The organism is Brachyspira hampsonii 30446, from assembly GCF_000316195.1.
Taxonomy (GTDB): Bacteria; Spirochaetota; Brachyspiria; order Brachyspirales; family Brachyspiraceae; genus Brachyspira; species Brachyspira hampsonii_C.
In genome coordinates this window covers 1,512,310-1,530,296 of sequence record NZ_JH994111.1, presented here as the reverse complement: position 1 = coordinate 1,530,296, position 17,987 = coordinate 1,512,310, and the positions used below count along the sequence as shown (strand labels likewise).

The 17,987-nt window shown below is 28.7% G+C and carries 16 protein-coding genes; 10 read left to right on the top strand and 6 right to left on the bottom strand.

The window, feature by feature from the left end; all coding sequences use genetic code 11:
* The first annotated feature begins 962 nt into the window (after window positions 1–962).
* Both A966_RS11380 and A966_RS11375 read left to right on the top strand, forming a co-directional pair.
* Entirely contained in the window at window positions 963–1,646 is a 684-nt protein-coding gene (locus A966_RS11380; RefSeq protein ID WP_008725730.1) for a hypothetical protein, read from the top strand.
* 8 nt (window positions 1,647–1,654) lie between these two features.
* Window positions 1,655–2,332 (top strand): hypothetical protein, encoded by a 678-nt coding sequence (locus tag A966_RS11375; protein WP_008725727.1) that lies wholly within the window; start codon window positions 1,655–1,657, stop codon window positions 2,330–2,332.
* A 54-nt stretch (window positions 2,333–2,386) separates the two neighbouring features.
* Here A966_RS11375 and A966_RS11370 read toward each other — a convergent pair whose 3' ends face one another.
* Entirely contained in the window at window positions 2,387–3,391 is a 1,005-nt protein-coding gene (locus A966_RS11370) for an aldose epimerase family protein (protein WP_008725725.1), read from the bottom strand.
* A 280-nt stretch (window positions 3,392–3,671) separates the two neighbouring features.
* A complete protein-coding gene (locus A966_RS11365; RefSeq protein WP_008725723.1) occupies window positions 3,672–4,067 on the bottom strand; it encodes a secondary thiamine-phosphate synthase enzyme YjbQ in 396 nt (131 codons plus the stop codon).
* Between the two features lie 87 nt (window positions 4,068–4,154).
* Here A966_RS11365 and A966_RS11360 point away from each other — a divergent pair, with 87 nt between their 5' ends.
* Genes A966_RS11360 through A966_RS11340 form a run of 5 tightly spaced genes read left to right on the top strand, consistent with a single transcriptional unit; the run spans window position 4,155 to window position 9,990 of the window.
* Window positions 4,155–4,649: a pyridoxamine 5'-phosphate oxidase family protein gene (locus A966_RS11360; RefSeq protein ID WP_039955657.1), complete on the top strand. Its 495-nt coding sequence runs from the start codon at window positions 4,155–4,157 to the stop codon at window positions 4,647–4,649.
* On the top strand, window positions 4,650–6,038 hold the full coding sequence (locus A966_RS11355) for a TldD/PmbA family protein (protein ID WP_008725719.1): 1,389 nt from the start codon (window positions 4,650–4,652) through the stop codon (window positions 6,036–6,038). It begins immediately after the preceding gene.
* A gap of 2 nt (window positions 6,039–6,040) precedes the next feature.
* Window positions 6,041–7,405 (top strand): TldD/PmbA family protein, encoded by a 1,365-nt coding sequence (locus tag A966_RS11350; protein ID WP_008725716.1) that lies wholly within the window; start codon window positions 6,041–6,043, stop codon window positions 7,403–7,405.
* Between the two features lie 50 nt (window positions 7,406–7,455).
* Complete coding sequence (locus tag A966_RS11345; RefSeq protein ID WP_008725714.1) at window positions 7,456–8,637, top strand: two-component system sensor histidine kinase NtrB; 1,182 nt, start codon at window positions 7,456–7,458, stop codon at window positions 8,635–8,637.
* A gap of 3 nt (window positions 8,638–8,640) precedes the next feature.
* Window positions 8,641–9,990, top strand: coding sequence for a sigma-54-dependent transcriptional regulator (locus tag A966_RS11340; RefSeq protein WP_008725712.1), 1,350 nt, complete (start codon window positions 8,641–8,643; stop codon window positions 9,988–9,990).
* A 59-nt stretch (window positions 9,991–10,049) separates the two neighbouring features.
* On the opposite strand, the gene A966_RS11335 is transcribed toward A966_RS11340, so the two are convergent.
* Window positions 10,050–10,514 (bottom strand): PTS sugar transporter subunit IIA, encoded by a 465-nt coding sequence (locus tag A966_RS11335; RefSeq protein ID WP_008725710.1) that lies wholly within the window; start codon window positions 10,512–10,514, stop codon window positions 10,050–10,052.
* A gap of 485 nt (window positions 10,515–10,999) precedes the next feature.
* Between A966_RS11335 and nagE the strand changes: the two genes are divergently transcribed.
* Both nagE and A966_RS11325 read left to right on the top strand, forming a co-directional pair.
* Entirely contained in the window at window positions 11,000–12,460 is a 1,461-nt protein-coding gene (gene nagE / locus A966_RS11330) for an N-acetylglucosamine-specific PTS transporter subunit IIBC (protein WP_039955653.1), read from the top strand.
* Window positions 12,461–12,576: 116 nt separating this feature from the next.
* Window positions 12,577–13,575 (top strand): PTS transporter subunit EIIB, encoded by a 999-nt coding sequence (locus A966_RS11325; protein WP_008725705.1) that lies wholly within the window; start codon window positions 12,577–12,579, stop codon window positions 13,573–13,575.
* A 60-nt stretch (window positions 13,576–13,635) separates the two neighbouring features.
* Here A966_RS11325 and A966_RS11320 read toward each other — a convergent pair whose 3' ends face one another.
* The 3 genes from A966_RS11320 to A966_RS11310 are packed head-to-tail and all read right to left on the bottom strand — an operon-like array spanning window position 13,636 to window position 16,539.
* The gene (locus A966_RS11320) at window positions 13,636–14,637 is read right to left on the bottom strand and encodes a Gfo/Idh/MocA family protein (protein WP_008725702.1); all 1,002 of its coding nucleotides are present in this window, start codon (window positions 14,635–14,637) and stop codon (window positions 13,636–13,638) included.
* A gap of 23 nt (window positions 14,638–14,660) precedes the next feature.
* Window positions 14,661–15,650 carry a Gfo/Idh/MocA family protein gene (locus tag A966_RS11315; protein WP_008725700.1) on the bottom strand — a complete coding sequence of 330 codons (990 nt, stop codon included), beginning with the start codon at window positions 15,648–15,650 and terminating at the stop codon, window positions 14,661–14,663.
* A 31-nt stretch (window positions 15,651–15,681) separates the two neighbouring features.
* The gene (locus A966_RS11310) at window positions 15,682–16,539 is read right to left on the bottom strand and encodes a sugar phosphate isomerase/epimerase family protein (protein WP_008725698.1); all 858 of its coding nucleotides are present in this window, start codon (window positions 16,537–16,539) and stop codon (window positions 15,682–15,684) included.
* A 195-nt stretch (window positions 16,540–16,734) separates the two neighbouring features.
* On the opposite strand from A966_RS11310, the gene A966_RS11305 reads away from it, so the two are divergent.
* Entirely contained in the window at window positions 16,735–17,985 is a 1,251-nt protein-coding gene (locus tag A966_RS11305) for an ABC transporter substrate-binding protein (RefSeq protein WP_008725696.1), read from the top strand.
* Window positions 17,986–17,987 lie beyond the last annotated feature (2 nt).

Here is a 17,987-nt window from a genome sequence, read left to right as displayed (position 1 = left end):
TTTGTGCTTAATCCTATTAGTGTTAGAGCTATATTAATATCTTTTATTCTTATTTTTTTAACTGCTTTTTATTTATATAGACTTCCTTATGAAATATTAATTACTCCTTTTAAAAATTTATACTCATTTATTAATCTAATAATAAATATTATATCAGCAAATTTAATTATGCTTTTTATTTCTGGTTTGTCATTTATCAGATACGATATAAAAAAGTTTTATGCTTTATATGATTTTTATACTATGATTACTGAGATTATAATATGGAGTTTATTAATACTATTTATAATTTTATTAATGATATTTTCTATAGCGGCAGTATTATATTTTAATGATAGAATAGATGCTAAAAGAATTTTTAGATTTTTAATAAGAAATGATATGAAAAATTTAAAAATGATTTTATCTATTTTTGCAGTATTAAATTCTTGTGTAATTTATTTTTCGTATATTCTGTATAATAAGATGACTAATACTAAATTATCTATAAGTGTTTCAAGAGTTATTACACCTTTTATGTCTTTATTATCCGTTGTAATAATAGTATTAACTTTTAAATACGATTTAATTAATAATAATTATTTTAAATTGTTGTTATTATTATATTTTTTATTTATGATATTTTTTATATTTAATATTTTTTTGTTCAGAATAGACAGAGAACATAACAAACTAGAATATTATATATATATAGTTTCAAATGTATTTGGAATTATATTTTTATTATTTTTATTATATATTTCTTTAGGTAAAATTTTATATAATTATTTTATTATCTTAAATATAGTATTTATTATAAATTGTTTATATAATATATTTTTTTCAATTATGAAAAAGTACATAAAATTCATATTTTTATACAATTATATATATATAATCTTTTTTATTATGTTTATGTTTATTGACTTTATATAATATTTTGCTATACTATATATGTGTATTATAGTACAATAGGAGATAAATTGAAAAATAGAGTATTTTTAACAATTATTTTAATTCTTGTTATATCTTTTAACTTAAAAGCCGTGAATTTATCAGTTGGATTTATAAGTCAGTTTGGTTTAAGCGGAGCTAATACAAATGCATCAAAGATATTTCCATCTGGTTTCAGAGATTTTGATACAGGTTTTTCATTTTCAATAGGTATTAATCAGCCTATAGGTGATTCTATGTCTTTTTCTGTACTTCTTGATTTAGGATATTATCATGATTCTTATGATTTCAGATATACTATAGATGGAAAGAGGGTAACAGAAAATTATCAGTTTGATAGCTTTTTAGTAGGAGGATATGCAAGATTCAATTTTGCATTTTTATCAATAGGAGCAGGCGGAGGTGCTAAAATTCCGGGAGCTGCTACATATAGAGTGAACGGATATAATATTGGAGGAAGGTATAGATTTTCTTTTGGAGATTTAAATGATATATTTGAAAGTGCCGTTATACCATATCTAAGATTTTCTATTGATTTTAGTATATTTAATTATTTACTTATTGGAGTATATGCCAATTATGATTTTCCGCTATACTTCCAGCATAATAATTATATGAGTGATGTATTTGTTAATAAAGATTCTATAAGTGCTTTTGATATAGGAATTCAATTTGGATATTATCTTAATATTAATTTTGACAGATATTATTAGGAGTTATTATGAAAAGAATTTTTGTATTATTAGTTTTATTATTATCTTTTAATGCTCTTTATCCTGCTGATTTTGTAGCCGGGTTTATAGGCCGTATTGGAGGAAGCAGTGCCACTACCGATAGAAGCAAAGTATTTACATCAAATTTTAGGGATTTTGATAATTCTTTTTCTTTTCAGCCTGGAATATTTTGGGGATATGATGATTTATTATCAGCAGCTTTACTCTTTGATATAGCATACAATAAGGACAGATATGAAATTAAATATACTGTAAATGGAAAAAGAGTATTAGAGAATTATAATTTCAGCAGTTTATCTATAGGATTATTTCCTAGATTTAATATAGGATTCTTTTCTATAGGTGTAGGCGGCGGAATTAAAATACCATTACATTTACAATATTCTAAAGAGGGATACGAATTCAGCAGAGATAGATATTCATTAGATTTTGGAGATATACAGGATGCTTTTACAGCTTCATATATACCTTATATAATGGCTTCTGCAGATTTTCTTGTAAGATTCAGCAGAAAATTTATGATGTCATTTGGAGTATATGTTAATTATGATTTTCCGATTGATATAGATAAAAATGGTATATTCAAAGACTTTACAATTAATCAGGATTCTTTAGCTTCATTTGATATAGGTTTTCAATTAGGACTTTATTTCTTAAATAGATAATTTTTTATAAACAATAAATGAGGGCTTATTTTTTAATATTGCCCTCATTTTTTATTATATTAAACTAAATTTATATATTGTTCTATGATTATATTCTCTGTCAGGATAAAGTATAATACTTGGAAAATGATTAAAGTTTAAAGAACATGATAAGTATTGAGTTTCTAAACAGAATGCTTCATGTTTATTTAATATTTGATTTCTCACTTTTAGGTTATTCAAATAATTAGCTGTATAGAATAATACAGAAGGCTTAGTAGTAAATACTTCTAAAGCTATATTTGTTTTTCTTGACAATATTTTTACTCTTTGTTTATTTATATTATTATCATCAAAAATAAAACAATTATCACATCCATCTTTTGCTTTTATTATTTCATCAACTTTTTTTAATGAAGTAAAATCATAAGGAGTATTTTTCGTTTTTAATATCTCTCCTGAAGTTATTCCGTTATCATCAGCAAGATAATATTTTGCATCTATAAATATTTCATGATCTTTAATATTTCCTCCTCCATTTAAATTAAAATATGAATGATTCATTATATTTAAAGGAGTTGCTTTATCAGTAGTTGCAATGTAGTCTATTATTATTTCATTTTCATCTGTAATGCTGTATTTTACTATTAAATTAAGATTTCCCGGATATCCCTCTTCGCCGTCTTTAGATACATAAGAAAATAATACTTCATTTTCTTTTTTCTGCATGGATTTGTAGATTATATATGAAAGTCCGTTAATTCCTCCATGTGTATGATCTGGGGATTTATTTGGAGTTATATTATATTCTTTATCATCTATTGTAAATTTAGCTCCGATAGTTCTTCCGGCAACTCTTCCTACAGTAGCCCCCATATGTCCATTTTTAGCTTTATCAGTATAAAACTCTATATCGTCCGAACCAAATGCCACTTCTACTTCTTTTCCATCTTTATCTTTAAAGAATATTCCTGTTATAGTTGCTCCTACTTCTGCCAATTTTACTTTTAAACCATTATTATTTTCTAATGTGTAGATATAAGAATTTTTTCCAAAATCTTCTTTTTTTGACTTGAACATAATATTATCCTTATAATAATTTATCTGTATATTATACATCATTTTTATTTTTTTTATATAAAATATTTTTAAAATCAATTATTTAATAATACATATATATGGTATATTGACAATTTCTTTTATATTTATATACTATAAAACAAATATTTAAACTTATGGAGTAAATATGTGAATAATAATAGAGTTAATTGGTTCAATTACTAAATTTATAAAAAGAAAATTCTTTACTAGTAAAGCCCAAAATACTAGAGACAAATAAAATTATAGTATTATGTATTTTTTATTTTGATATAATCTGCACATAAACTTTTCTGTTTCTTGCTCCGTCAAATTCAAAAAAGTATATATCCTGCCAAGTACCTAATACTATTTTTTTATTTTCTATTATCATAGTGATACTTGGAGCTACTAAAGATGATAATACATGTGCTTGAGAGTTTCCTTCTCCATGCTGATAATTATCATGCTGAGGTACTAATTTATTAAAGGCATTTTTCATGTCAAAAACAACATCAGGATCAGCATTTTCATTTATTCCGACAGCAGCAGTTGTATGCGGTACAAATATAACAGCGATTCCGTTTTCTATATTTTCATCATCTATACATTTTTGAACTTCTCTTGTGATATCAATTATATCGAATCTTGATTTAGTTTTTACATTAATAGTATGCATTATAATATCCTTTTTATTTTTTATATTATATGATAATAGTATGTTTGTCAATTTGATTATTTTTATATTAAAATATATAATGTATAGATGTTTAGAGAAATGATAAGAAAAAAACAGCAGTTATCATATAATCAAAATATTGAAGTATTAGATAAATGCAGCAGCGGTGTATTAGCGGTAATTGGAGATGATGATTATCCCTATGCTGTACCTTTAAGTTATGTTTATTATGATAATAAAATATTTTTTCATGCATCTAAAATAGGACATAAATTAGATTCTATAAAAAATAATAATAAAGTTTCTTTTTGCGTCATAGAAAAAGATGATGTTAAACCTAAAGAATATACCACATATTATAGAAGTGTTATTGTTTTTGGGAGAGCTTTTATATCAGAAGATGAAAAAGAGAAGAGAGATGCTATTGAAAAACTTGCTTTGAAATATTATCCTAATGATATAAAATCAAATAGAGATAATATTATAAATAGAGAATATAATGCCCTTTGTATAATAAAACTTAATATAGAGTTTATGACGGGCAAAGAAGCCATAGAATTGGTTAATAATGAGGAGGAATAAATGAAGTATTTTAATTTTGATGAAAATTTTTTGCATACAGTTTTACAAGAGGCTTTAAAAAATGGTGGGGAGTATGCCGATTTATTTTTTGAAGATACTAAAGTTAATGCATTATCGTATTTAGATTCTAAAGTTGATGATATGAGTTTAGGAAATAATTACGGAGTAGGTTTAAGAGTTATAGTCAATAAAAAAACAATATATTTGTATTCCAATGATACAAGTAATGACAGTTTAATTAATTTGGCAAAATCTGCTTCTTCTATTGTAAATGATAAGAAGTATATAGTTAAAGACTTTATTCAGTCAAAAGAAAAAGATAATCACCCATTGCATATAAATCCTTTTGATATTAATTTTGATGAGAAAATAGAAACGCTTTCATATTTGGATAAAAAGGCAAGAGAAGTATCAGATAAAATAAAACAGGTTAATTTAACATATATGGAGAAGCAGAGAAATATTTTAGTATGTGCAAGTAATGGGATATTTAAAGAGGATTCTCAAACTTATGTAAGGCTCACTATGATGTCTATGGCTTCTGACGGAGCAAACACTCAGACAGCCCGCAGAACAAAAGGTGCATTAGACGGATTTCAAGTTATAAAGGATATTAATTTAGAAGATATGGCAGTAGAAATATCAAATTCTGCTATAAAAATGCTTAATTCAAAATATCCAAAATCAGGCAAATATCCTGTTGTAATAGACAATGCATTCGGAGGTGTAATATTCCATGAGGCTTGCGGACATGCATTAGAGGCTACAGCTGTTGCTGATAATGCAAGCGTATTTTGTAATAGGCTTGGAGAAAAAATAGCTTCAGATGTTGTTACTGCTATTGATGACGGTACTATAAAAAATGCTTGGGGAAGTTATAATATTGATGATGAGGGAAATGAAGCACAGAGAACTGTGTTAATAGAAAATGGAATTTTAAAAAGTTATTTAGTTGATGAACTAGGCTCTATTAAGATGAATCAAAAAGTTACAGGAAGTGCCAGAAGAGAGAATTATAAATATCCTCCAACTTCAAGAATGAGAAATACATTTATAGATAAAGGAAACTCTAGTTTTGAAGAATTAATTTCTGGTATAGAGTATGGTTTATATGCTAAGAAAATGGGAGGCGGTTCTGTAGATCCAGCTACTACAGATTATAATTTTGCTGTTTCCGAAGGTTATTTAATAGAAAATGGTAAAATTACAGAACCTGTAAGAGGTGCTACATTAATAGGACGCGGTGATGAAACACTTATGAATATTGAGGCAGTATCTTCAAATTTAGAATTGGCTGACGGCATTTGCGGAAGTATTTCTGGAAGCGTGCCTACTACAGTTGGACAGCCTGCTATAAGAGTAAAAGAATTAACAGTTGGAGGCAGATAATAATGGCGGATTTAAACAGTTTTGTAAACAGAGGCAAAGAAATTTATAATAGCATCAAATCTAAAGCTAAAGATATAGATGAAATAGAAGTGTATATATCTCAAAACGGAGAAGAAAGTTTCGGGGTTAGAGAAAGGGATTTAGATAAATATACTTTTGCTGAAACAGGAGGTATAGGTTTAAGGCTTATAAAAAATGGAAAGGTTGGAATAAGTTTTACTGAGAAGATTGATTCAGATATAAACAGCAGCAATATAGAAAATCTAGTTAATAATGCTAAAACATCTCTTTCTTATGCGGCATCAGAGCCTGAATATAATGTTTTAATAGAAAAAGATGAAGAGAAATACTATGATATGATGAATAATGATATTGTTAATTTGTCCAATGATGAATTAAAAAAAATATCTTTGTCTATAGAGGATAAATTATATTCGCTTGATAAAAGAATAGTTAATGTACCTTCTGCTGGTTTAGAGAGATATGATTTTATAAAGTGTATAATAAATAGCAATGGTATATGCAAAGCAGAGAAAAAAAATAGTATAGCATACTACGGCGAAGTAATAGCAAAAGATTCTAATGCTACTAAAACTTTTTTTGATGTTTATTATTCAAAAGATGCTTTATTTGATGCTGATACTTTCGCAAAAAATATAGTTGATAATGTAGTAAATAAACTTAGTGCAAGAACTATAGAAAGCGGAAAATATAAAACTGTATTTACAAGTAAAGCTATGATAACAATTATAGGTTCTTATTTAGGATTATTTTCATCTGAAGCAATACAGAAGAAACTTTCTTTACTTGAAGGTAAATTGGATAAAAAAATAGCAAGCGATATTATAAATATTAAAGATATTCCTTTGTATGAGAGAGGTTTGGCAAATACAAATTTTGATGGGGAAGGCTCTAAAACTAAGGATTTAAATATCATAACTAACGGGGTTTTAAATAGTTATTTATACAATAATTATACCGCTAAGAAAGACGGAGTAAAAACAACTTCGCATGCTTCAAGAGGATTTAAAACTTCAATAGGAATATCATGTCATAATTTTATTTTGGAGAATAGCAATAATAGTCAGGAAGATCTTATTGCCCAAATACAAAATGGAGTATTAGTTAATTCTTTAACAGGAACTCATGCAGGAGTTAATGCTATAAGCGGAGATTTTTCTTTGCAGGCAGAAGGCATAAAAATAGAAAATGGTAAATTATCTTATACAGCAAGTCCTTTCATTGTTTCAGGCAATATATTAGAGCTTTTGAGCAATGTAGAGATGCTTGCCAATGATACGGATTATCATCATTCATCTATATATGCACCTAGTGCTTTGATTAGAGAACTGTCATTTGCTTCATAATTTTTATTTATAGTATTGAAGTTTTTTTTATTTTTAATATACTCTATAAAATGAATAGAACTAATCAATTTGTTGATAAAATTTTGCAGAATTTCGATAAAGTTTCTGATAATGAAAAAAAGAATGTTATTCAAAGATTATCTACTCTTTTGTATTCCCAGAATATTATTATCGAGAATCTTGAAGAGGGGATAATAGCAATAGATAATAGATTTATTATACAGGGAATTAATAAAAAAGCATGCTTTTTGTTTTCAATACCTAGAAATGCTGAAGGTAAACTTCTTTCAAAATATATTAATTCTAATGATATATTAAAAACTATATTTGAGCTTATTAATAATAAGGACAGCGAAACTAAATTATTAAAAGACAATGATAATGAAAGAATACTTCAAATTGATATACTTCCTATAGGAGACAGCGGAAGAATTATAGGTACTCTTATAAAAGCATCGGATATAACTAAAACTTATGAGAGTACGCAGAAACTTAAAAGAGCAGAACAATTAGCTTCTCTTACAACACTTGCAGCAGGAGTTGCCCATGAAATAAAAAATCCTCTTGGTTCTATTTCTATATATGTACAGCTTATAGATAAGATAATAAAAAAGAATATGGATAATGAATGCCAATGCTATAAGGATTTCAAAGAGTATTCTGATATTATAAAAGAAGAGATAGGCAGACTTGAAGAGACTATTAATTCATTTCTATTTTCTGTACGAAAATTGGAGCTTAATATTGAGGATGTGAATATTAATGAGGTTATTTTATCTACAGTTGCATTTTTGAAGTATGAAATAGAAAAAAATAATGTTAGTATTGATATAAAATTTGATAAGGATAACTTGATATTAAAATTAGATGAGAAGTATATAAAGCAGTCTTTAATTAACATAATACAAAATGCAATAGATGCTATGAGCGATAATTCTGATGATAAAAAGAAAGAGATTTTTATAAAGCTAAAGACTATTGATAATTATGCGGTTATAAGTATAAAAGACACAGGTATTGGAATAAAAGAAGAGAATCTTGGAAAAATATTCGAGCCTTATTTCACTACTAAAAGACATGGTACAGGACTCGGACTTACAAATGTAGTTCGCATAATAGAAGCTCATAATGGAAATGTAACTATAGAAAGTGAATATGGAAAGGGAAGCGAGTTCATTATAAAGCTGCCTTTACAGCAGGAAAATCAAAAATTTTTAAAAACGGATTTATAAATTATGCCTAAGATATTAGTAATAGATGATGAGAAAAATATAAGAGATGGTATTAAAAAATCATTAGAATTTGAAGGCTATGAAGTTGTAACGGCTGAAAACGGTGAGAAAGGTATAGAAATTGTTTATAAGGGCGGTATAGATTTAGTTATAACTGATTTAAAAATGCCTGAAAAAACAGGAGAAGAATTTTTAAAAGATATTTTAGATTTTGATAAGCATATACCTGTTATAGTATTAACGGGGCATGGAAATGTTGAAACGGCAGTTGAGATGATGAGGCTTGGTGCTTATGATTTTATGACAAAGCCTTTTAATCTTGATAAAATGCTTCTTATCATAGCTAGGGCTTTAGAAAGTAAAAATATCAAGAAAACTAATGAAACTCTTGAAAGCAGATTGGATTATCATGAAAGTTTTTACGGTATGATAGGGCATAGTCCTAAGATATTAAAAGTTTATGAGGCAATAAAACAGGTAGCAAGAACTAAAGCTACTGTATTGATAGAAGGCGAGAGCGGAACAGGTAAGGAATTAGTTGCTAATGCAATTCATAAAATATCAGACAGAGCTAAACAGCCTTATATAACCGTAAACTGTGCGGCACTTTCAGAGGGGGTTTTGGAAAGCGAATTATTTGGGCATGAAAAGGGTTCTTTTACAGGGGCTATTGATAGAAAAATCGGAAGATTTGAAGCTGCTAATAAAGGTACTATATTTTTAGATGAAATAGGTGAGATTAATCAGATTGTACAAGTTAAATTATTGAGGGTATTAGAGGAAAGAGTTATAGAAAGGGTAGGTTCTAATACTCCTATTGAAGTTGATATCAGAGTAATTGCTGCTACGAATAAAAAATTATCAGAGGAGATAAAAGAGGGTAAGTTTAGAGAGGATTTATATTACAGACTTAATGTTATAAAAATAGAAATGCCTCCTCTTAGAGAGAGAAGGGAAGATATACCGCTTTTGATAGATAATTTTATAAAAGAGTTCTCAAAGGTTCATTCTATAGAAATAAAATCAGTTGATAAAAAAGTTTATAAAATATTATCTTCATTACAATGGGAAGGAAATGTAAGAGAACTTAGAAACACAATAGAAACTATGGTTGTTATGTGTAAAGACGGAAAAATTGATGAGAGCAATATACCAGATTGGGCTTTGAAAAATAGCAGCAGTAATTTTGTGGTTGAAAATGATGTTACATTAGATGAACTTGAAAGAATGTATATTAATCATTTACTTAGCAATAATAATTTCAATAAGGCTCAAGTTGCGAAAATACTTGGAATTGAAAGAGCTACTCTCTATAGAAAATTAAAAGAAGATGTAAAAGATAATAAAGAATAAAAAAGAGGAGCTTTTTATTACCCCTCTTTTAATAATTAAATATATATTATTTATTGTTTTTATCTAACAGCAGTCATTATGACATCACCTTCTAAAACATTTCTAGGTTCTGTTTTAGTCAATGATTTTAATTCAGAGAAATTCGGTATTATAACAGGAGAAGTAATATCATATTCTTTTTCTACTTCTTCTTTATCAAATTCTATAAGCAAAGTACCAACTTTAACTTTATCTCCTTCTTTTACATGTGCTTTAAAATGTTTGCCGCCTAATTTTACAGTATCCATTCCAATGTGTATAAGTATTTCTACTCCCTTTGAAGATAATCCTATAGCATGATTACTATCAACCATTGTTATAACTTCGCCGTCAACGGGTGAGTATACTTTTCCTTCATATGGTATGATAGCCATTCCATCTCCAAGTGCCTTTGTAGAAAAAGCTTCATCTTTTACTTCTGTAACATCTACTAATTTACCTTTTATCGGACTTTTTATTTCGATTTTTTTAGAGAATAATCCCATATATAAATACCTCCGCTAAATAACTTTACTCCATAATTCTAACACAAATGATTATAAAGTAAATAACTTTATAATAAAAAATATTGCAATGTTTTTGGTATTATAATTGTGCGTACTATCCATGCGAAACAGACAGTCTCGTACTTAGTAACACTCACTTATTTTGCTGCCATAGGAGGTGCCTGTGGTATTGTGCAGGAACAACCAGAATCTCGAAACGTACTCATAGCATATGTCAGTATATGTGGCACATCTATAGTACCCAGCAGCGAAAGACTGCATATTTATATACTAAAATAATGATTTATGCAACATGTAAAACATTATATTTATAGTTTTAAAATTAAATAATTTTCATATATAATCTTCTCAAGTGTTTTGAAACAAGTCTAATGAATAAACTGTATTGTACTTGATAATTTTATAAATAATTATTATACTATGTAATATATGTAAAAAAATTTTTTAATTTTTATGGAGGATATATGTTTAATTATCTACAAAGAATAGGTAAGTCTCTAATGGTTCCGGTTGCTGTATTACCAGCTGCAGCTATTCTTTTAGGAATAGGTTATTGGATTGACCCAAATGGATGGGGTGCTCAAAGTCCTGTTGCGGCATTTTTTATTAAAGCAGGTGGATCTATTATAGACAATATGCCTATACTTTTTGCTATTGGTGTTGCGTTCGGTATGTCTAATGATAGAAATGGTGCTGCTGCTCTAGCTGGTTTGGTTGCTTTCCTCGTTGTTACAACTCTTTTAGCTCCTGCAACAGTAGCTATGATTCAAAGTAAAGATGTTGCTGATGTAGCTCCTGGTTTTGCTAAAATTAATAACCAATTTATAGGTATACTTTGCGGAGTTATTGCGGGTGCTTTATATAATAAATTCTGGAATGTAGAACTTCCTAAATTTTTGGCATTCTTCAGCGGAAGAAGATTTGTACCTATAGTAACTTCTGTAGTTATGATGGTTGTTTCTTTTATTTTAATGCTTATTTGGCCTGTTGTTTACGGAGCTTTAGTAGGATTTGGAGAAGCTATAATAGGTCTTGGTCCTATAGGTGCAGGTATTTATGGTTTCTTCAATAGATTATTAATACCTGTTGGTTTGCACCATGCTCTTAACTCAGTATTCTGGTTTGATGTTGCCGGTATCAATGATATACCTAATTTCTTAGGCGGTCAGGCTTCTATAGATGCAGGAAAAGCTATTATCGGACAAACAGGTATGTATCAGGCAGGATTTTTCCCTATTATGATGTTCGGATTAGTAGGTGCTTGTTTGGCATTCATTAAAAATGCTAAGCCTGAGAATAGAGCTAATATCAGATCTATAATGTTGGCTGCTGCTTTTGCAAGCTTCTTTACAGGCGTTACAGAACCTATAGAATTCTCATTTATGTTTGTTGCTCCTGCTTTATATTTAGTACATGCAGCATTAACTTGTATATCATTAATTATTGCTGCTAGTATGAAATGGATGGCTGGTTTCGGATTTTCTGCTGGTTTTATCGATTTAGTTCTTTCTACTAGAAATCCATTAGCTGTTAATTGGTATATGTTGGTGGTACAAGGTTTAGTATTCTTTGTATTATATTTTGTTATATTCGATTTTGCTATTAGAAAATTTGATTTAAAAACTCCTGGCAGAGAGGATGATGATTCCAATGAAAGTGCTGTTTCAAGTGTTTCTAATAAATCTTATGCCGATAAGGCTATTCTTTTGCTTCCTTTATTAGGCGGTGTTGAGAATATAGTTAATGTTGATAACTGTGCTACTAGATTGAGATTAGAAGTAAAAGATAATAGTATAATAAAAGATGCTGAAATTAAGAAATCTTTCCCTGGAGTATTAAAACCGGGAAAAACTTCTGTACAGGTGATAGTAGGTACCGATGTTCAATTCTTAGCAGATGAGTTTAAAAAATTAGTTAATAAATAATTTAATTTATTGATTGTAATTAGGCTTGCATTATTTATTATTGCAGGCCTTTTTTATTACTAGAAATAAAATAAATATTATGTTAGTATTATATATCATAATATAGAGGTTTAATAATGCAGTCAAATAAAAAAGATATAAAGTTTATACTTCCTATGAATTTACTAGGCGGAAGAGCAAATATAGTAAAAGTAAATAACTGTGCCACTAGATTAAGACTTGAGGTGAAAGATGCTGATAAGGTAAATACTGAAGAGATAAAAAAATATTATCCAGCCGTACAAAAGATAAGCGATAAAGAAGTGCATATAATAGTTGGTACAAATGCAAGCAAACTTGCTGAATCTTTAGAGCGAATATTAGATTTCGATGATGATCCTTCTAATATGGCTATGACTCTTCTTCCTTTACTTGGAGGCAGAGAAAATATAGTAAAGGTTAATAATTGTGCTACTAGATTGAGACTCGAGGTTAAAGATGCTGATAAAGTAAATGCAGAAGAGATAAAAAAATATTATCCAGCCGTACAGAAGATAAGCGATAAAGAAGTGCATATAATAGTTGGAACTTCTGTAAGCGAGCTTGCTGATGATTTAGAAAAGCTGATTGCTTCTTATGAAACTAATAATAAAAATATAACTTATGCTAATGATGCTTTAAATCTTATTCCTTTACTTGGAGGGGTAGAAAATATAGTAAAAGTTAATAATTGTGCTACTAGATTAAGGCTTACTTTAAAAGATGTTAATAAAGCTGATGCTGAAAGTATAAAGAAATATTATCCTGCGGTGCAAAAGATAAGTGATACAGAATTGCATATAATAGTTGGAACTTCCGTAAGTGAGCTTGCTGATGATTTAGAAAAGTTATTAGAAAGTCAAAGTGTAAAAACAGCATTGCTTCTTCCATTAGTAGGTGGAATAGAAAATATAACTAAAGTAAGTAATTGTGCTACTAGATTAAGACTAGAAATAAAAGATATTAATAAAGTTGATATTGAAAGTATAAAGAAATATTATCCGGCTGTTGAAAAGATAAATGATAGTGAGATTCATATAGTTGTCGGTACAAATGCTAATGAACTTGCAAATGAATTTAAAAAATTTGTAATTTAATAAAAAATAAAAGAGGGACTTTGTTATAAAGCCCCTCTTTATTTATAAAATCAGATAATATTATATTTTAACTACCTGACCTGTTTCTAATGATTTAATCAAAGCTAAAATAGCTTGTATAGATTTTTTTACTTCTTTAGGTTTTACAATTTCAGGCTGCTTGCCTTCTTTAACGCAATTAGCAAAATATTCTACTTCTATTTCATAAGGATCTCTTGTGCTTGGAGGTTCCTGATGCGGTTGTTCTCCGTTTCTATATAAGATTAAAGAATTTCTAGCAGAAGCTATATCTTCTAAATTAAATCCAGCTGAGAATGAAAATTCAGCTGTAGCTTTTTCACCGACTATTCTTAAATTCATAGAGAAAGGATAGTTATCAGTAATACCAAAAGCCGCCTGAGCAGTTGCATTTACCCCATTTTTGAATCTCAATGTACTGTCAACAAAATTCCAAGAATCTTTTCTAGCTTTTTTTCCTGTAGCGTATACTTCTTCAACATCTCCAAATAAATAACATAAAAAATCTATATCATGAACATGCAAGTCATATATACCGCCTCCGCTTTTTTTAGGATCTCCATACCATTCGCTTACAGGGTGCTGTCCAAGTCTTACTGCAGTAGCTAATTTAATTTCTCCGAATATGCCTTGATCAACCCATTCTTTAATTTTAGCATATTCAGGCCAGAAATGCAGTACTTGTCCTATCATAAATATACTATTTGATTTTTGAACAGCATCAAGCATATTGTCTATAGCTTCTAAAGTTAAAGCAAATGGTTTTTCACTTAGTACATGCTTATTATATTTTGCCGCAAGTAAAACCATTTCTTCATGCTGATAAGTTGGTATGCATACATCTAGGAAATCTATTTCAGAATGTATAGCTTCCATCATGCTTTGAGCAGTATCGAATCCTTTACAATTATAAGTTTTCATAAAGTCTTCTTTTGCTTTTTTATCTATATCCGCAATAGCAACAATTTCTACACCAATATTTTTATATCCTTTGGCATGGGTTGTACCCATAAAACCGCCGCCTACTATTGCCACTTTTACCATTTTTTACTCCTTAAAATAAATTATCAATATTTTATAACATTTCCCGTTTCTAAAGATCTTATTAGATTTATAGTCGTTTCTATGGATTTTCTAATAGAATCAAGATTAACAATATCAGGATAAGTTTTATTTTTTACGCAGTTAATAAAATATTCTAATTCTATTTCATAAGCATCTCTATTTCCTACATTTTCAACAATAGGTTCATGTCCATTTCTATAGAGTGTTAAACTGTTTGTACTTCCGCTGTCGAGATTAACTCCAGCAGAAAGATTGAATTCAGCAGTTCCCTTATCTCCTATTACTTTAAAATTAGCAGTGAATGGATAATTTTCAGTAATTCCGAAAGCTCCTTGTGAAACGGCACTCACTCCATTCTTAAATTTTATAGAACTGTTTATAAAATCCCAAGATTTATTTTCATCTTGAGATCCGTTAGCATATACTTCTTTTACATCTCCAAATAAATAGCATAAAAAATCTGTATCATGTATATGAAGCTCAAATACTCCTCCTCCGCTTTTAGAAGGATCATAAAACCATTTACTTTTCGGATGCTGAGCTAATCTTTTGGCAGATACTAATTTTATATTTCCTAATGTTCCATTATCTATCCATTCCTTGATTTTGACATATTCAGGCCAAAATCTTATTACCTGTGCTGTCATCAAATATTTATCAGAATTTTTAAATTTAGATATTATTTCATCAACTTTATCTAAATGAATGGATAGAGGTTTTTCGCATATAATATGTTTATTATATTTATATGCAAGTTCAATCATTTCTTCATGTAAAAAAGTTGGTGCACATATATCTACTATTTCTATTTTTTCAGATATTTCTTCAAGCATTTTTTCAGCAGATTCATAAGCTTTACAATTAAATTTAGAGGCAAAATTATTTCTTACTTCTTCGCTTATATCAGCAATAGCCTCTATATTTACACCTAGATTTTTATAACATTGAGCATGTATATTACTTATAAATCCTCCGCCAATTATAGCTACCATAAACTTCTCCTAATTCTTATAATCAAAACAATCAGCAAGGAAATTTCTTTCTTCCAAGAATAGCATCCATAGAAGCAGAAGTATTGTATATTATCTGATACGGATAATATTTATAAGGTGGAATCATTTCAGCAGTACAGAAACTATCATATCCGACTTCATTTAAAGCAGCAACAACATCAGGGTAGTTAACATCTCCAGCAAGTAAATCAACAAATCCGTCTAAAGTACCTACCGCTCTTCTATAATCTTTGAAATGTACTTTTTTAATTCTTTTTCCAAGAACTTTTATCCATTGTTCAGGATACCCCATATAAATTACATTGCCTACATCAAAATATGAACCTACATAATCGCTTTTGAATTCATCTATAAAGTTTTTCATTTCCATAGCAGAAATTAAGAATTTATTCCAAACATTTTCTATACCTATAGCAACTTTAAATTTTTCAGCAGTTTCTACAGTTTTAGAAATGCATTCTTTGGCTCTTTTATAAGCATCTTCATAATAAATAACTTCACTGTCTGGTATAAAATCAACTCCTACATAACCTGGCACTAAAAGAATACTATCAGCCCCAAGTATAGAAGCTACTTCTATTTGTCTTTTTATATTATTTACTCCATTTTCTCTAATTTTTTCATTTTCAGAAGTAAGAGGATTTCCCCAAGCTAAATCAGAAGCAAAACTATGTATTTGAAGCCCCATATCATTAGCCATTTTTTTTATTTCTAATATATCTTTTTCTGAGCTTTTCAAACCTAAAGGTCCTTCTTCACAAAGGCTTAATTCAATTCCTTCAAAACCTGCATCTTTTGCAATCGTGAACATATCTTTATAAGAAGTTCCTCCAGGGAAAGCCCAAACATTTATACCTTTTTTTAACATATAAATCCTCCGTAATTAATATTTATATATATATAATAATAGTTTAAACTTTATTATGTTATTGTCAATGCTATAATTATAAAAATTAGTTAATATAAAAATATAAGAATACAAAAACTTGACAATGGGTAAATATTAACTATACTACTAAATTATATAACATTTTATGTTTTTAATATATTTAAGGAGACTAAAATGAAGAAGTTATTTTTATTAGGTTTTGGTGTATTTTTATTGTTTATCTTATTTGCCTGCGGTAAAGCAGATGATCCAAATAAGAAAAAAATAGTATATTGGTCAATGTGGAATGAGGTAGAGCCTCAAGGACAAGTTATCAAAGCTGCTATAGAAGATTTTATGAAAAAATATCCGGATATTACTGTTGAAGTTAACTGGAATGGAAGAGAAATTAGAAAAACTTTACAGCCAGCATTGGATAATAATCAAACAATAGATATATGGGATGAAGATTTAGAAAGAACTATAAGAACTTGGGGTAAATATGCATTGCCTTTAGATGATTATATTACAAAAACTTATGACACAACAGATGGAAAAGCATATCAAGATGTTGTAATAAAATCACTTTTAGATTTAGGAAGAACTTTTACAGATGACGGCAAACTTTATGCTGTACCATATCAGCCGTTTACTTTTTTAATTATGTATAATAAAGATCATTTTGCTAAAGCAGGCATTACAAAAGTTCCTGAGACTTGGGCAGAGTTTAAAGATGCTTGCGGTAAATTAAAAGCAGCAGGATTTATACCTATAACTGTAGATGATGCTTATGTTGATGTAATAATTGGTTATCAAATTGCAAGATATAAAGGATCTGATTGGGTAAAAAAATTAGTACAGGAAGGATTATGGGATGATCCGGCAGTTTTACAAGCTGCTAAAGATTGGGAAGAAATGTATAAATTAGGTTATATATCTCCTAATGTGGCTGGTAATAAATATCCTCAAGGTCAGCAGGAAATAGCAAACGGAGAAGTATCTATGTACTTGAATGGTACTTGGTTAGTAAATGAAATTATGCCTACAACAGGTCCTGATTTCCCTTGGGGACAGTTCGCTTATCCTACAGTTCCTAATGGCGTATCCGGTCTTTATGATTTGAATTACGGCGGACAATCTTTCCAAGTTAATAAGAATACTCAATATCCTGAAGAAGTATTCCAATTAATAGTTCATCTTACTACAGGAGAATGGGATAAACAATTAGCAGAGAAAACTTACGGTGTTCCTATGGCTAATACTACAGATTGGCCTAAACAATTAACAGATGCTAAAGAAGTATTCGCTAAATTAGGTTCTTGCTACCCTTGGGCTGGCGGTATAGAATTTAATCCTGATAAAACTCCGGTTATAACAGCAGCATTTACAGGCGTTCTTACAGGTAAAAATACCGCTGAACAATTTATAGAAGAGGTAAAAAAATAATA

Bases quoted from the DNA above. Each gene is read 5' to 3' on its own strand.
- A966_RS11375 (WP_008725727.1), top strand. From the start codon at position 1,655: ATGAAAAGAATTTTTGTATTATTAGTTTTATTATTATCTTTTAATGCT.
- A966_RS11370 (WP_008725725.1), bottom strand. From the start codon at position 3,391: ATGTTCAAGTCAAAAAAAGAAGATTTTGGAAAAAATTCTTATATCTAC.
- A966_RS11365 (WP_008725723.1), bottom strand. From the start codon at position 4,067: ATGCATACTATTAATGTAAAAACTAAATCAAGATTCGATATAATTGAT.
- A966_RS11360 (WP_039955657.1), top strand. From the start codon at position 4,155: ATGTTTAGAGAAATGATAAGAAAAAAACAGCAGTTATCATATAATCAA.
- A966_RS11355 (WP_008725719.1), top strand. From the start codon at position 4,650: ATGAAGTATTTTAATTTTGATGAAAATTTTTTGCATACAGTTTTACAA.
- A966_RS11350 (WP_008725716.1), top strand. From the start codon at position 6,041: ATGGCGGATTTAAACAGTTTTGTAAACAGAGGCAAAGAAATTTATAAT.
- A966_RS11345 (WP_008725714.1), top strand. From the start codon at position 7,456: ATGAATAGAACTAATCAATTTGTTGATAAAATTTTGCAGAATTTCGAT.
- A966_RS11340 (WP_008725712.1), top strand. From the start codon at position 8,641: ATGCCTAAGATATTAGTAATAGATGATGAGAAAAATATAAGAGATGGT.
- A966_RS11335 (WP_008725710.1), bottom strand. From the start codon at position 10,514: ATGGGATTATTCTCTAAAAAAATCGAAATAAAAAGTCCGATAAAAGGT.
- nagE (WP_039955653.1), top strand. From the start codon at position 11,000: ATGTTTAATTATCTACAAAGAATAGGTAAGTCTCTAATGGTTCCGGTT.
- A966_RS11325 (WP_008725705.1), top strand. From the start codon at position 12,577: ATGCAGTCAAATAAAAAAGATATAAAGTTTATACTTCCTATGAATTTA.
- A966_RS11320 (WP_008725702.1), bottom strand. From the start codon at position 14,637: ATGGTAAAAGTGGCAATAGTAGGCGGCGGTTTTATGGGTACAACCCAT.
- A966_RS11315 (WP_008725700.1), bottom strand. From the start codon at position 15,650: ATGGTAGCTATAATTGGCGGAGGATTTATAAGTAATATACATGCTCAA.
- A966_RS11310 (WP_008725698.1), bottom strand. From the start codon at position 16,539: ATGTTAAAAAAAGGTATAAATGTTTGGGCTTTCCCTGGAGGAACTTCT.
- A966_RS11305 (WP_008725696.1), top strand. From the start codon at position 16,735: ATGAAGAAGTTATTTTTATTAGGTTTTGGTGTATTTTTATTGTTTATC.